The organism is Streptomyces herbicida (assembly GCF_032656585.1).
Lineage (GTDB): Bacteria > Actinomycetota > Actinomycetes > Streptomycetales > Streptomycetaceae > Streptomyces > Streptomyces herbicida.
Map to the genome: position 1 here is coordinate 1 of NZ_JAUYWJ010000009.1, position 14,413 is coordinate 14,413.

Annotated in this window: 11 protein-coding genes and 1 rRNA gene; 7 read left to right on the forward strand and 5 right to left on the reverse strand. The window is 71.4% G+C overall.

Going from position 1 to position 14,413, the window contains the following annotated elements; translation table 11 throughout:
- Positions 1-2 precede the first annotated feature (2 nt).
- Positions 3-119: ribosomal RNA gene (gene rrf, locus Q8A52_RS19570) — 5S ribosomal RNA — on the forward strand.
- Positions 120-233: 114 nt separating this feature from the next.
- On the opposite strand, the gene Q8A52_RS19575 is transcribed toward rrf, so the two are convergent.
- From Q8A52_RS19575 to Q8A52_RS19595, 5 genes are read right to left on the reverse strand one after another with little or no spacing between them, the layout of a single operon-like run.
- Complete coding sequence (locus tag Q8A52_RS19575) at positions 234-1,544, reverse strand: DUF58 domain-containing protein (RefSeq protein WP_316753938.1); 1,311 nt, start codon at positions 1,542-1,544, stop codon at positions 234-236.
- Complete coding sequence (locus tag Q8A52_RS19580; RefSeq protein WP_316754252.1) at positions 1,544-2,533, reverse strand: AAA family ATPase; 990 nt, start codon at positions 2,531-2,533, stop codon at positions 1,544-1,546. Before Q8A52_RS19580 ends, Q8A52_RS19575 begins: the two co-directional genes overlap by 1 nt.
- A complete protein-coding gene (locus Q8A52_RS19585; RefSeq protein WP_316753940.1) occupies positions 2,533-3,732 on the reverse strand; it encodes a DUF4350 domain-containing protein in 1,200 nt (399 codons plus the stop codon). The genes Q8A52_RS19580 and Q8A52_RS19585 overlap by 1 nt, the downstream gene beginning before the upstream one ends.
- Positions 3,729-4,511, reverse strand: coding sequence for a DUF4129 domain-containing protein (locus Q8A52_RS19590; RefSeq protein ID WP_316753942.1), 783 nt, complete (start codon positions 4,509-4,511; stop codon positions 3,729-3,731). Before Q8A52_RS19590 ends, Q8A52_RS19585 begins: the two co-directional genes overlap by 4 nt.
- Positions 4,512-4,518: 7 nt before the next feature.
- Positions 4,519-5,904 (reverse strand): hypothetical protein, encoded by a 1,386-nt coding sequence (locus Q8A52_RS19595; protein WP_316753943.1) that lies wholly within the window; start codon positions 5,902-5,904, stop codon positions 4,519-4,521.
- A 140-nt stretch (positions 5,905-6,044) separates the two neighbouring features.
- On the opposite strand from Q8A52_RS19595, the gene mtnA reads away from it, so the two are divergent.
- The 6 genes from mtnA to hpf all read left to right on the forward strand — a co-directional run bounded on the left by mtnA (position 6,045) and on the right by hpf (position 14,231).
- Positions 6,045-7,187: an S-methyl-5-thioribose-1-phosphate isomerase gene (gene mtnA, locus Q8A52_RS19600; RefSeq protein WP_316753945.1), complete on the forward strand. Its 1,143-nt coding sequence runs from the start codon at positions 6,045-6,047 to the stop codon at positions 7,185-7,187.
- Positions 7,188-7,379: 192 nt separating this feature from the next.
- A complete protein-coding gene (gene mtrA, locus Q8A52_RS19605; RefSeq protein WP_015659998.1) occupies positions 7,380-8,069 on the forward strand; it encodes a two-component system response regulator MtrA in 690 nt (229 codons plus the stop codon).
- A 1-nt stretch (position 8,070) separates the two neighbouring features.
- On the forward strand, positions 8,071-10,155 hold the full coding sequence (mtrB, locus tag Q8A52_RS19610) for an MtrAB system histidine kinase MtrB (RefSeq protein ID WP_316753950.1): 2,085 nt from the start codon (positions 8,071-8,073) through the stop codon (positions 10,153-10,155).
- Positions 10,145-11,971 carry an LpqB family beta-propeller domain-containing protein gene (locus Q8A52_RS19615; protein ID WP_316753952.1) on the forward strand — a complete coding sequence of 609 codons (1,827 nt, stop codon included), beginning with the start codon at positions 10,145-10,147 and terminating at the stop codon, positions 11,969-11,971. Before mtrB ends, Q8A52_RS19615 begins: the two co-directional genes overlap by 11 nt.
- A gap of 224 nt (positions 11,972-12,195) precedes the next feature.
- Positions 12,196-13,224, forward strand: a complete 1,029-nt coding sequence (locus Q8A52_RS19620; RefSeq protein WP_316753954.1) for a ComF family protein — start codon at positions 12,196-12,198, stop codon at positions 13,222-13,224.
- A 314-nt stretch (positions 13,225-13,538) separates the two neighbouring features.
- Entirely contained in the window at positions 13,539-14,231 is a 693-nt protein-coding gene (gene hpf, locus Q8A52_RS19625; RefSeq protein WP_408649226.1) for a ribosome hibernation-promoting factor, HPF/YfiA family, read from the forward strand.
- Positions 14,232-14,413 lie beyond the last annotated feature (182 nt).

The window sequence follows — 14,413 nt, forward strand, 5'->3', positions numbered from 1 at the left end:
GTTTCGGTGGTCATAGCGTGAGGGAAACGCCCGGTTACATTCCGAACCCGGAAGCTAAGCCTCACAGCGCCGATGGTACTGCAGGGGGGACCCTGTGGGAGAGTAGGACGCCGCCGAACAAATCTTGGGAAAACCCCCGCACCTCCGGTGCGGGGGTTTTCTGCGTTCAGGGTTAATGCCGCCCCGCTCCTCGCGTCATGGGGACGGGATTGTGGAGCGGGATCAGGACGGGATCAGAGCCGGCCGGCCGCCTTCAGAGCCAGGTATGCATCAGCCAGGGCCGGAGCCAGGTCGTCCGGTGTTGCGTCGACGACGGTGACGCCATGACGGCGGAGCTGTTCGGCCGTGCGCTGCCGCTCCGCCTGGGCCTGAGCGGCCGCCGCGGCCTCGTATACCGCGTCTGCACTTCCGCGAGCCGTCGCCATACGGGCGATGTGCGGATCAGCCACCGACGCCAGCACAACTGTGTGGCGCTGGGTGAGCTGTGAGAGCACCGGCAGCAGGCCCTCTTCGATCGGGGCGGCATCGAGGGCGGTGAGCAGCACGATCAGGGAGCGCCGGGGAGCTGTGCGCAGGGCCATGGCGGTGAGGCCGCGTGCGTCCGTCTCGACGAGTTCCGGTTCGAGCGTTGCCATGGCGTTGACCAGGGCAGGGAGGACGTCGCCCGCAGCGCGGCCCTGGACCAGGGCGCGGACTCGGCGGTCGTATGCGAGGAGGTCCACGCGGTCGCCGGCGCGGGACGCGAGTGCCGCGACGAGAAGCGCCGCGTCCATGGAAGCGTCCAGGCGCGGGGCGTTGCCGACACGGCCCGCGGAGGTGCGGCCGGTGTCGAGGACCAGAAGGATGTGGCGGTCGCGTTCGGGGCGCCAGGTGCGTACGGCCACCGTGGACTGGCGAGCCGTGGCGCGCCAGTCGATGGAGCGGGTGTCGTCACCGGGGACGTACTCGCGCAGGCTGTCGAATTCCGTGCCCTCGCCGCGGGTCAGGACACTGGTACGGCCGTCCAGTTCCCGCAATCGGGCGAGTTTCGAGGGAAGGTGCTTGCGACTGGTGAACGGGGGCAGGACCCGTACCGTCCAGGGAATCTTGTGGGCACCTTGACGGGAGAAGAGCCGGAGGGGGCCGTAGGAGCGGATGGTCACGCGGTCGGCCTGGTGGTCGCCGCGGCGTGTGGGGCGCAGGCGGGTCGTCACGCGTCGGCGTTCGCCCGCCGGCATTGTCAGATGGTGGCGGGAGGCAGCGACCTCCGTGCCCGGCTGCCAGCTGCTGGGCGGCCAGGCGTCCCTCAGCTGGGCGCGCAGGGGACGGCGGGACTGATTGGTGACGGTGAGTGTCACGTCGGCGGTCTCGCCCAGGCGTGCGGAGGTATCGCCGGAGCGGGTCAGCACGAGGCGGCGTACGGGCGCCGCGAGCGCGAAGTCGCACGCGCACGCTACGGCCAGCGGGGCGTTCACCGCGAGGATGCCCGCCCAGCCGGGCTCCCAGATGCCGACGGGGATCGAGCCGAGGGCCGCGAGGAGGGCGGCACGTCCGGTGAGCGCCATCAGCGGGGGACCGGGACGTGGGCGAGGATCGCGTTGATGACGGCGTCGGCCGTCACACCTTCCATCTCCGCCTCAGGGCGCAGCTGCACGCGGTGGCGGAGGGTGGGCAGGGCGAGGGCCTTCACATCGTCGGGGATCACATAGTCGCGGCCGGTCAGCCAGGCCCAGGCACGGGAGGTCGCGAGCAGGGCGGTGGCCCCGCGTGGTGACACACCGAGGGTGAGGGACGGCGATTCGCGGGTCGCGCGGCAGATGTCCACCACGTAGGCGGTGATCTCGGGGGAGACCGTGGTCTTGGCGACCGCGGCCCGGGCGGCCTCCAGATCGGCGGGCCCCGCGACCGGGCGCATCCCGGCGGCGCGCAGGTCGCGTGGGTTGAAGCCCTCGGCGTGGCGGGTGAGGACGTCGATCTCGTCCTGCCGGGACGGCAGAGGGATCGTCAGTTTGAGGAGAAAGCGGTCGAGTTGGGCTTCCGGAAGGGGGTACGTGCCCTCGTACTCGACCGGGTTCTGCGTCGCGGCGACCAGGAACGGCTCGGGGAGCGGACGGGGGGTGCCGTCGACCGTGACCTGGCGTTCCTCCATGGCTTCCAGGAGGGACGACTGGGTCTTCGGCGGAGTGCGGTTGATCTCGTCGGCGAGGAGGAGGTTGGTGAAGACCGGGCCGGGCTGGAAGGAGAACTCCGCGGTATGCGTGTCGTAGACCAGGGAGCCCGTCACATCACTCGGCATCAGGTCCGGGGTGAACTGGACTCGCTTGGTCTCGAGTTCGAGTGCGGACGCGAGTGCGCGGACGAGCAACGTTTTGGCCACTCCGGGGACTCCTTCAAGGAGAACGTGTCCGCGGCAGAGGAGGGCGACGACGAGGCCGGTGACGGCGGGGTCCTGGCCGACCACGGCTTTGGCGATCTCGGCGCGCAGGGCTTCCAGGGAGGCACGGGCGCTGCCCGGATTCCCGGCGTACCCGGCGTTGTCAGTGGTCGGGGCCATCATGAACGGCGTACCTCTCTTTCGAGGGCGTCGAGTTGGTCGGAGAGTGCGATCAGGGCTGGGTCGTCGCCGGGTGGCGGGCCGAAGAGCAGGGAGTGCAAGGTCTGTCCGTCGCCGTGGAGATGGGCGGACAGGGCGGGGAGCAGAGCCTCGGGCGCGTGCGCCTGGGCGACGGGGACGCCGACGAGCGGGGCCAGGCGGGTGCGGGTGGCCGAGCGCAGGGCGGCGGAAGCACGGTCGCGGGCGTTGGCCTTGCGGTAGAGGCGGGCGCGGCCTTCGGCGGCTTCGGAGGCGCGGATCGCGATGGGGAGTTTTTCGGGCACGAGCGGGCCGAGCCGGCGTGCCCGCCAGAGGGCGGCCAGGGCGGCGGCGACGAAGAGCTGCAGCGTGCCCCAGAGCCAGCCGGACGGCAGCAGGTCGAAGAAGCCTTTGTGGTCGCCCGTGTCGGTGGCCGAGGTGTCGGAGAGCGAGGGGAGGTACCAGACCAGATGGGGGCGGGAGCCGAGGAGTTGGAGCGCGAGCGAGGCGTTGCCCTGCTTGTCGAGGCGGTCGTTGTAGAGGATGTCGGGCGCGCCGAGGACGACGGTGTCGCCGCCCCCGGACGTGGCGGGGACGCGCAGCAGGGTGGCCAGACGTTCGCTGGGGTAGCACGAGTCGGCGTCGAGGTGGACGGTCGTGTAGCGGATGCCGCCCGTGTCGGCGGATCCCGCCCGCTGGGCGGCGGGCAGGGTGCAGTCGGGGGAGAGGGCGGTGTCGAGGCTGGTGGCGGGGTCGGCGGTGACGCCGGGTGCGAGCCGTTCGACGGACCAACTGCCGGCGGCGACGAGGACGGTGCGCCCTCCGGAGTGGGCGGTCGCGGAGTGCAGTTGGGCCTGTTGACGATGCGTCAGCAGGTCGGGGACGGCAACCAGGAGAGTGGTGTCCGGGCCGACCGCGGCGCGGGCCTCGTCCAGGGTGCCGACCACGCGTGTGGACACGCCGCGCTCGGCGAGGAGTTGGGCAACGGCGCGGCTGCCGTACGGATCGACGGAGCGCGGATCGAGGGCACCGTGCCGGACGTCGGAGTGGACGACGGCGATCGCGACGGCACCGACCAGCAGGAGCACGAGGGCGAGGATGACACCTCGGGCGCGGGTCCACACCTGGCGGGGGGTGGGCGAGGCCGAGGTGGACGGGAGCGTGGTGGCCCCGGTGGTCATTCGGCGGCCCCCTGGCGGGTGTTGTGGGCCGTGCTGTTGGCGCTGCTCACGAGGACCGGCTTGGTGCCTTCCAGGTCACGGTCGAGTTCGGCGATGCGGTGGTACGACTGCTCGCCCGCCCTGCGTCCGCCGTACGTCACGTCGTCGAACTCCCGGGCTGCGGCCCGCAGCCGGTCGGTGTGGGAGAGCAGGCTGCGGCCGGCTTCCGCTGCCGCTTCGTCGGCCGTGCGGCCGGGGCGGATGTCGAGCAGGGCGCGCTCCTCGAGGGCGCGGACGATGGCCCGCATCCGCTCCTGGACGGCCTGGTTCCAGTGGCCCTGGGCGGCGTGTGCCTCGGCGGCCGCTCGGTGTTCGGCGGCGCTGCGGGGGCGGTCGTCGAACAGGGCTGGGGCGGAGCCGGGTTGGCGGCGCGGGGTGCCCAGGCGCCACCACAGTGCCGCCAGGACCGCGACGACGGCCAGGACCACGACGAAGAGGCCCACCCCGCCTCCGGGCGTCGCCGCCGAGGCGGCGCTGAACAGCCGGTCGAGCCAGTTCCAGAACGTGTCCAGGGCCCGCTGGAACAGGCCGGGGTCGTTCTCGTGGTACATCCGCTTGGACAGCTCGCGCCGTGCCGCCTCACGCGCCGGATCGCGTGGGATGGTCACCGGCGGCTCGTCGCCCGAGCGGGCCAGTGCGAGCACGGCCGTGTCGCCGGCGCGCAGCAGGCTTCGTACGGCCGATCCGGCGGCGCGCTGCAGGACCGGCGCCGTTGTGAGGACTCCCCCCGCCAGACTCACCGCGGCATCAGCTCCCCGGTGTGGTGCCGGGGGTGCCGCTGTAGCCCTGGACACCGGCGGCGCGGGCCAGTTCGAGGTCGAGGGCCTCGCGGCGGATGCGCTGGTCGATGTAGAGGAGCACGGTCACGCCGGCCGTGATCGGGAACGTGATCATGGAGCCGATCACGGAGCCGATCCCGCTGACGATGAGGAACGTCCAGCCCAGGTGGCCGCTGTTGCCGTTGAGGAGGTTGGAGACTCCCTCACCGCTGAGCGCGGCGGCGAGCGCGGCGAAGGGGATGACGATGATCGAAGCGACGATGTTCGCGATGATCCCGGCGAGCAGCTGGATGCCGAAGACCCGCCACCAGGAGCCGCGGACCAGCTTCGCGGAGCGGCTCATCGACTTCAGGATGCCCTGCTTCTCCAGCATCAGAGCGGGCGAGGCGAGGGAGAAGCGGATCATGAGCCAGAGGGCGACGATGGCGGCGCCGAGGATACCGAGGGCGGCGAGGGCCGCACCGGCGCCTCCTTCGCCGGCCACCACCACGAGGATGCCGGGCAGTGCGCCGCAGAGCACCACGCCGACGGCGATGAGCAGCAGCAGGAAGATCAGGCCGAACAGTCTGGGGACCTGCGGGCGGGCGTCGCGCCAGGCTTCCCCGGTGGTCACCGACTTGCCGAGGACGGCGCGGCTGGTGACGGTCGTGAGCAGCGCGGTCGCGATGATCGTGCCGACCATGGAGATGAGGAGCACGACGCCCGAGCTGAGCATGGCATCGCTCATGGCGCGGGTGACGTCGCGCAGGGGGGCGTTCGGGTCGTTGAGGACGTCGGTGCTCGCGCTGTCGTTCAGGACGAAGCGCTGCAGCAGGACGACAAGGGTCTCCGTGACCACGGCGACGGTCAGCGAAATGCCGAGGACCGTCCGCCAGTAGGTGCGCATCGTGGAGACGGCGCCGTCGAGGATCTCGCCCACGCCGAGCGGGCGCAGCGGGATCACACCGGGCTTGGCCGCAGGCGGCGGTCCGCCCCAGCCACCACCCCAGGCCCCGTATCCGCCGGGGGCGCCGTATCCGCCTGGACCTCCGTAGCCACCGGGGGTGCCGTATCCGCCGGGGCCTCCGTAACCTCCGTGGCCGCCGCCGGGGTGCTGGCCGCCCCAGCCCGGACCGGGCGGCGGTGGCGGCGGTGCCTGCCCCGGGGCCGGGGCGCCGGTGGGCGCGGACCACTGGCCAGGTGGCGGCTGCTCCTTGGACCACTTCGGGCCGGCGTCCTGTGGGCCCGCGCCAGGCTGTTCGCCGGGCTGTGCGGGGCCGGGTCGGTCGGCGGGTTCGGCAGGGCCGGTCGCGCCGGGTTCCTGCCCGTCGGACGCGGCGGATCCGGGCGAGGCCCAGCCCGGAGTGTCTTTCATCAAAGCTCCTTCACGGTGCTCGTCCGCGGTCGCGGCGGCAGGTTGGCAGCCATCGTGCCATGGGGTGGTCACCGGGAGACCGGCCGCGGTAGGGGCTGCACACCTTCAATTGTCCGCCGGGGACGGGGCAGACTGACCGCATGGCTGATCAGTACGCGCAAACCGGCGAGGACAAGAGGCCGACGGGGATACCGACGATCCGATGGGAGGAACCGCCCGAAGGGCCTGTACTGGTCCTTCTCGACCAGACGAGGCTGCCGGCCGAGGAGGTCGAGCTGGTGTGCACGGACGCGCCGGCGCTGGTCGAGGCGATCCGTACGCTCGCCGTGCGCGGGGCGCCGGTACTGGGTATCGCCGGCGCGTACGGCGTCGCCCTCGCCGCGGCGCGGGGCTTCGACGTGGAGGAGGCGGGGAGGGCGCTCGAGGCTGCCCGGCCCACCGCGGTGAACCTCTCCGTCGGCGTGCGCCGGGCCCGGTCCGCTCACCAGGCCGCGCTCGCCAAGGGCGGGTCCGCCCGGCAGGCGGCCGCGGCGGCACTGGCGGCGGCGCGGGTGCTGCACCGGGAGGACGCCGAGGCGAGCGCGCGGATGGCGGGGCACGGGCTGGCACTGCTCGACGAACTGCTTCCCGGTGGCGGGCACCGGATCCTCACGCACTGCAACTCCGGATCGCTGGTGTCGGGCGGTGAGGGCACGGCGTTCGCGGTGGCGCTCGCCGCGCACCGGGCAGGACAGCTGCGGCGCCTGTGGGTGGACGAGACGCGTCCGCTGCTGCAGGGGGCTCGGCTGACGGCGTACGAGGCGGCCCGCAGCGGCATGGCGTACACCCTGCTCACCGACAACGCGGCCGGTTCGCTGTTCGCGGCGGGGGAGGTGGACGCGGTGCTGATAGGGGCGGACCGCATCGCTGCCGACGGTTCGGTGGCGAACAAGGTGGGGAGCTATCCGCTCGCGGTGCTGGCGCGGTACCACCATGTGCCGTTCATCGTGGTGGCGCCCGTGACGACGGTGGATCCGGACACGCCGGACGGGGCGTCCATCGAGGTCGAGCAGCGCCCCGGATATGAAGTGACCGAGGTCACAGCGCCCCAGGTGGCGGTGACGGGAGTGGGGGGCGGGATTCCGGTGGCACCGCTGGGGACCCAGGCCTACAACCCGGCGTTCGATGTGACGCCGCCCGAGCTGGTGACGGCGATCGTCACCGAGGAGGGCGCCGTTTCTCCTGTGACGGCCGAGGCGCTCGCCGAGCTGTGCGGAAGGTCCCGCGGGGTGACACTCGACTGAGGGCAGGAGCCCCGAGAGCGAGGCGGCGCCGTTGCGAGCCGGTCACCGTCGCACCGTGACCTTGAACCCCGACATATGCCCTCAGGGCCTCCGCGTCTGGTCCCGTGGGCAGACAGTGACGGTCGCGTACGACTATCGTCACGGGCCAGTGACCCTCCTCACCAGCACGCCTGTCACTGTTACGAGAATGGGATGATGTCGTTTATGAAGGGACGAGTCCTTGTCGTCGACGACGACACCGCACTGGCCGAGATGCTCGGCATCGTGCTGCGTGGTGAAGGTTTTGAGCCGTCTTTCGTAGCCGACGGCGACAAGGCGCTGGCCGCATTCCGTGAGACCAAGCCCGACCTGGTGCTGCTCGACCTGATGCTGCCGGGCCGGGACGGCATCGAGGTGTGCCGTCTCATCCGCGCGGAGTCGGGCGTGCCGATCGTGATGCTCACGGCGAAGAGCGACACCGTGGATGTCGTCGTGGGCCTGGAGTCGGGCGCCGACGACTACATCGTGAAGCCCTTCAAACCGAAGGAGCTGGTGGCCCGGATCCGGGCGCGGCTGCGGAGGTCGGAGGAGCCCGCGCCGGAGCAGCTCGCCATAGGTGACCTGGTCATCGATGTGGCCGGTCACTCCGTGAAGCGGGACGGGCAGTCGATCGCTCTGACGCCGCTGGAGTTCGACCTGCTGGTCGCGCTGGCCCGCAAGCCGTGGCAGGTGTTCACGCGCGAGGTGCTCCTGGAGCAGGTGTGGGGCTATCGCCACGCCGCCGACACCCGCCTTGTGAACGTCCACGTACAGCGGCTGCGCTCCAAGGTCGAGAAGGACCCGGAGCGGCCGGAAATCGTGGTGACCGTCCGTGGCGTCGGTTACAAGGCTGGACCGAGCTGACATGTCCGGGGACAGTGCCGCTTCGGCCCCCGGCCGGTCCGGGGCCAGGCCGGAGCGGCCTGTCGGCCGGAAGACGACGGGTTCGCGCTGGGGCCGCTTCTTCGAGGGCGGGCTGCTGCAGGGCGGGGTCCAGGGCAGCCCGGTCCTTCGCCTGTTCATGCGCTGGGTGCGCCGCCCGCTGCTGCCGGTCATGCGGCTGTGGCGACGCAACATCCAGCTCAAGGTCGTCGTCACGACGCTGCTGATGTCCTTGGGTGTCGTCCTGCTGCTGGGCTTCGTCGTGATCGGTCAGGTGCGCAACGGTCTGCTGGACGCCAAGGTGAAGGCCTCGCAGAGCCAGGCCACCGGCGGGTTCGCGGTGGCCAAGCAGAAGGCCGACGAGGCGGCGGCCGGGACCACGGACGACGGCACCGGTGTGGACGGCCGTCAGTCCCAGAACGTCATCTCCTGGATGAGCGAGCTCGTCTCGTCGCTCTCCAGCGGTGGCCAGGGCGCTTTCGACGTGGTGACGCTGCCCGCGGGCGACGACAGCGGCGGTGGGCGCGGTCCCCGTGCCTCCGGCCAGGTCGACCCGACGTCGAGCGTGCCCGAAGACCTGCGGGCGCGGATCAACAGCGGCATGGTGGCTTCCCAGAGCTACACCCGCATCATCTACAAGGACAGCGACAAGGAGTCGCAGCCTGCCCTGGTCATAGGCAAGAAGCTCAACGACCCCAACGGTGACCCGTACGAGCTGTACTACCTCTTCCCGCTGACGCAGGAGGAGAAGTCCCTCAGCCTGGTCAAGGGCACGCTCGCAACCGCCGGGCTCTTCGTCGTCGTACTCCTCGGGGCCATCGCCTGGCTCGTGGTGCGGCAGGTCGTCACGCCCGTGCGAATGGCGGCCGGGATCGCGGAGCGGCTGTCGGCCGGGCGTCTGCAGGAACGGATGAAGGTCACCGGCGAGGACGACATCGCGCGGCTCGGCGAGGCCTTCAACAAGATGGCGCAGAACCTGCAGCTGAAGATCCAGCAGCTGGAGGACCTGTCGAGGATGCAGCGGCGGTTCGTGTCCGACGTGTCGCACGAACTGCGCACCCCCTTGACGACCGTACGGATGGCCGCCGACGTCATCCACGAGGCCCGGGAGGACTTCGACCCGGTGACCGCACGGTCGGCGGAGCTGCTCGCCGACCAGCTGGACCGGTTCGAGTCGCTGCTCGCGGACCTGCTGGAGATCAGCCGCTTCGACGCCGGAGCGGCGGCGCTGGAGGCCGAACCGATAGACCTCCGGGAGGTCGTACGGCGGGTCGTCAGCGGGGCCGAGCCGCTCGCCGAGCGCAAGGGCACGCAGATACGCGTCGTCGGCGACCAGCAGCCCGTCGTGGCCGAGGCGGACGCCCGCCGCGTGGAGCGGGTGCTGCGCAACCTCGTCGTCAACGCCGTGGAGCACGGCGAGGGCAAGGACGTCGTCGTCAAGCTCGCCGCCGCGGGCGGCGCGGTCGCCATCGCGGTGCGCGACTACGGCGTCGGGCTCAAGCCCGGCGAGGCGACCCGTGTCTTCAGCCGCTTCTGGCGGGCGGACCCGGCACGCGCGCGTACCACCGGTGGTACGGGCCTGGGGCTGTCCATCGCCCTGGAGGACGCACGGCTGCACGGCGGCTGGCTGCAGGCCTGGGGCGAGCCGGGCGGTGGTTCACAGTTCCGGCTGACGCTGCCGCGCACCGCGGACGAGCCGCTGCGCGGATCCCCCATACCGCTGGAGCCGAAGGACTCACGGCGCAACCGGGGACTCGACGACGCCGGTCTGCCGAGCGGCGGCGAGGACAAGCGGGCCACGGTGCCCGTGCAGCAGGCGGGCGGCCAGGCTGCGCTGCCGCCGCGCCCCCAGATCGGCTCGCGGATGGCATCCGTGTCCCCGGCCGCCGACCCCACCGCGCTGCCCGGCAACGGCGCGCGCGTGGTGCCCCGGCCCACCTCAGGCGCACGCCGCCAGGACGACGCACCCTCCTCCGACGCGGCGCGCGAAGAGAACGGCACCGGGCCCGAGCCGGCAGCCGGCACGGAAGACTCGAACAAGCCAGGGGAGGCATTTCGTGGGCGCTGACCGCGAGGGAGGCGCCCGGCGCCGGCCGGTGCGCGCGGCGGCCTACGCCGCCTGCGGTGCCGTACTGCTGGCGGGGTGCGCCTCGATGCCCGACCGCGGAGACCTGAGGGACGTCGAGTCCACGCCGCGCCAGGACACGCAGGTGCGTGTCTTCGCCATGCCGCCCCAGGACAACGCTGCGCCCGGGGAGATCGTGCAGGGCTTCCTGGAGGCGCTGACCAGCGACGATCCGCACTACGACACGGCGCGCAAGTATCTGACCGCAGGGGCCGCGCGGAAGTGGAGGCCCGAGCAGTCCACCACGGTGCTCGCCAACGGGCCGAGCAGCGATCAGGACAACCCGCCGGGCGGCCGGGAGGACACCAACAACCTCACGTACACGCTGGCCGGGAGCAGGGTCGCCACCGTCGACGCGCAGCAGGCGTACTCGCCCGCCGCCGGGCCCTACAACAAGAAGGTGCACCTCACCCAGGACGCCAAGACCAAGCAGTGGCGCATCGACGCGTTGCCGGAGGGCGTCGTCATGGGCAAGTCCGACTTCCAGCGCAACTACACCTCCGTCAACAAGTACTACTTCGCGTCGAACACCTCCGGCCCGTCGACCGGCCAGCCGGCGGCCGTCGCCGACCCGGTCTTCGTGCGCAAGCGCGTGGACCCGATGACGCAGATGGTGCGCTCCCTGCTCGGCGGGCCCACGAGCTGGCTCAGGCCCGTGGTCAGGTCGAGCTTTCCGACCGGCGCGGCGCTGAAGAAGGGCGTCAGCTCGCTGGCGCCCGACGACCAGAACAGGCTGACGGTGCCGTTGAACGACAAGGCCTCCCGGGTCGGGTCGACCAAGTGCAGTGAGATGGCGACCCAGCTCCTGTTCACACTGCAGAACCTGTCGCCCACGGTGGACTCGGTGGAACTGCAGGGTGCCGACGGCAAGAGGCTGTGTGACCTCACCGAGCGCGACGCCGTCGCCTCGCGTGGCTCCGAGAAGCGATTCGAGTATCTGTACTTCCTCGACAGCAAGCACCGGCTCGTGCGCATGGCCAGTGCCAGCACCAGCGCCGTTCCGGTGCCCGGCGCGCTGGGGCAGGGCGACAGGGGACTGCGGTCGGTCGCGGTCTCGCGCGACGAGCACTCCGCGGCCGGGGTCGGTCTGGACGGCAAGTCCCTGTACGTCACGTCGCTCGCGTCGGGCGGTTCGCTCGGGGATCCCGTCGTGCAGAGCCACGGCGCCACCGCCGACGACCGGCTGACGACGCCGAGCTGGGACGACGGCGGCGACCTCTGGGTGGCCGACCGCAACCCCACCGACCCCCGGCTGCTCCTGCTCGAGCAGGGGGCCGGCCAACCGGTGGAGGTGCGGACCCCGGAGCTGCCCGGCCGCATCAAGGATGTGCGGGTGGCCGCCGACGGGGTGCGGATAGCGCTCGTCGTGGAGAAGGACGGCAAGCAGTCCCTGCTCATCGGCAGGATCGAGCGGGACGAGAAGGCCGGGGAGAAGCCGGTGGTCTCGGTTCTCGAACTGCGCTCCGCGACGCCCGCGTTGGTGGAGGTCACGGCCATGTCGTGGGCCGGGGACAGCCGGCTCGTCGTGGTCGGGCGTGAGCAGGGGGGTGTGCTGCAGCTGCGGTACATCCAGGTCGACGGCTCCACGCCGGACGGTCTGGCGCCCTCGGCCCTGCCGGGCGTCAAGGCGATCGCCGCGTCCGAGGACGACAGGGTCCCGCTCGTGGCGTATTCGGACGACGGGATCGTACGGCTGCCGGCCGGGGGGCAGTGGCAGACGATCGTCAAGGAAGGGTCGGCGCCGATCTATCCGGGCTGAGATCTCGCGCGGAGTGGCCGTCACGGACTGGGCTGGGCCCGTCCGTGGCGGCCACTTCTGCTTTCGGCCGGTCGGGCCCGGGCTGGGCGGTCCGACCGTTCGACCGTTCGGCTGCGCCCTATCACCCGTACGGGTAGCGGGGTGCTACGCCCTGTCCTGAGTTATCCACAGGGAGTTTTCCACAGGGGTGGTCCGCCTGCTCGGGCGTTGGCACAGTGATGGGCATGCGGGGGTGGTGGCAGGACCTCACGGACCTGGTGCTGCCGGCCGAGTGCGGAGGCTGTGGGACGCCTCGCACGGTGCTCTGCCAGGAGTGCCGTGCCGCCCTGAGCGGGGACGCACCGTGCCGGGTGCGACCGGTGCCCGAGCCGCCGGGGCTGCCGGCGGTGTATGCGGCGGCGCCGTACGCGGACGAGGTGCGGGCGGCGCTCCTCGCCCACAAGGAACGGGGTGCCCTGGCACTCGCAGGCCCTCTGGGCGCGGCTTTGGCGGGAGCTGTGCGAGCGGGGCTCCAGGAGACCCGGGTGGGGGCCGACAGGGCGCTGACGGGGCATGCCGGGGTACTGACAGGGCGCTGCGGCGTCCTCCCGGAGGGCGGTTGCGGTCCGGCGGGAAAACAGGCGGAGCCAGACGGTTCGGCACAAGGTGTTCCTGCGGGTGGACGCCGAGTGCAGGTCGTGTCGTTCTGGGGCGGCGGTGCACCGATCGGGCATGGTGACGTGTCTGTGCTGCTCGTGCCGGTGCCGTCCGCGCGATGGGCCGTGCGGGCCCGGGGGCACGATCCGGTACGGCGGATCGCGCTCGCGGCCGCCGGTGAGCTGCGGCGGAGCGGGACGTCGGCCCAGGTGGCGGCGGTACTGCGGCAGCGGCGTGCCGTGGCCGACCAGTCGGGGCTCGATTCCCGGCAGCGGCTGCGCAATCTGGCGGACGCCCTGGAGGTGGCCGCGGGCGGCGCACGGCTGCTCCTCGGTGGCCGGGTCGTGCTCGTCGACGACCTGATGACGACGGGCGCCTCCCTGACGGAGGCGGCGCGGGCCGTCCGGGAGGCGGTCGACCGCAATGGCGGAACAACGGCCGTGTACGCGCGTGCAACTCGGGAAGGAAGGGAGGAACAGACGGCTGGATCAAGGGAAGAGAGGGCGAAGCGGAGACACGGCGCAGCGGGAATGGCAAGGGCGAACGCCGTCGGGCAGCCGATCTGCGCGGCTGTGGTCGCAGCCCCGCCAGATTCCTTCGAAATAAACCGGAACTGACTGCGAAGTTGCATCGTTGCAGGTAGTGACAGGGCCAATTCACCTGAATGGAGGTACGCGGCAGTAGAGGGTGACGACATCCGTCCGGGCGAGATATGTTCGGTTGTGAGGGAAAGCCGCAGGCCATCCCTCTCATATCCGAATGCCGTGCTGCGGGTTTTCCGCAATCACTCGCGGCGCTGGGGTGGAGATCTTGCCCATGGGGGAGGAGGAGGTGGAAGTCACCGAGTCCGAGGTTCCGGACTGACCGGAACCTGGTGCAAAAGGGAGATGCTCCGCCGATGGAGCGGAGCGATCCGGGAACGGAGTTCTGCGTGGACATCGTCGTCAAGGGCCGCAAGACCGAGGTGCCCGAGCGGTTCCGCAAGCACGTGGCCGAGAAGCTGAAGCTGGAGAAGATCCAGAAGCTCGATGGCAAGGTGATCAGCCTCGACGTGGAGGTGTCCAAGGAGCCCAACCCCCGGCAGGCCGACCGGTGCGACCGAGTGGAGATCACGCTCCGCTCCCGCGGTCCGGTGATCCGGGCGGAGGCAGCGGCCAGCGATCCGTATGCGGCACTCGACCTGGCGGCGGAGAAGCTGGACGCCCGGCTGCGCAAGCAGCACGACAAGCGTTTCTCGCGGCGCGGCGCACGCCGGATCTCGGCCGCGGAGGTTCCCGACCACGTCCCGGGCGCGGCGACACTCAACGGGAACGGCCACCCCGTCCGCGAGGAAGACAGCGACGGAGTGCCCACCAAGAAGATCGGCTCGCTGGAAGTGAAGGGCGAAGGCCCCCTCATCGTCCGCGAGAAGACCCACGTCGCCTCCCCGATGACCCTCGACCAGGCTCTCTACGAGATGGAACTGGTCGGACACGACTTTTATCTGTTCGTCGACTCCGAGACGAAGGAACCGAGCGTCGTCTACCGTCGGCACGCCTACGACTACGGTGTCATCCACCTCAGCACGGACCCGATGGTCACCCAGGCGCAACCCCCCGCGGCAGGCGGCATGCTGGGCGGCTGACCCGCCCGGCCCCAGGCTGAGCCGGTGCCCCTGGAGCGCGTGTGCGCCCCCAGGGGCACCGGCGTGCGACCACTTCGCGCCCCGCTCTGTCACCGCAGTGTCGTCCGGGCATGAAATCATGGCCGCACCGGCCCAACCGGTGGGCCTTTGCCTTGGGTTGGCGATGGCACAGGACCACAGGC

Coding starts and splice junctions, on each gene's coding strand:
- Q8A52_RS19595 (WP_316753943.1), bottom strand. CDS start 5,904: ATGAAAGACACTCCGGGCTGGGCCTCGCCCGGATCCGCCGCGTCCGAC.
- Q8A52_RS19580 (WP_316754252.1), bottom strand. CDS start 2,533: ATGGCCCCGACCACTGACAACGCCGGGTACGCCGGGAATCCGGGCAGC.
- Q8A52_RS19620 (WP_316753954.1), top strand. CDS start 12,196: ATGCGGGGGTGGTGGCAGGACCTCACGGACCTGGTGCTGCCGGCCGAG.
- mtrA (WP_015659998.1), top strand. CDS start 7,380: ATGATGTCGTTTATGAAGGGACGAGTCCTTGTCGTCGACGACGACACC.
- mtnA (WP_316753945.1), top strand. CDS start 6,045: ATGGCTGATCAGTACGCGCAAACCGGCGAGGACAAGAGGCCGACGGGG.
- mtrB (WP_316753950.1), top strand. CDS start 8,071: ATGTCCGGGGACAGTGCCGCTTCGGCCCCCGGCCGGTCCGGGGCCAGG.
- Q8A52_RS19585 (WP_316753940.1), bottom strand. CDS start 3,732: ATGACCACCGGGGCCACCACGCTCCCGTCCACCTCGGCCTCGCCCACC.
- Q8A52_RS19575 (WP_316753938.1), bottom strand. CDS start 1,544: ATGGCGCTCACCGGACGTGCCGCCCTCCTCGCGGCCCTCGGCTCGATC.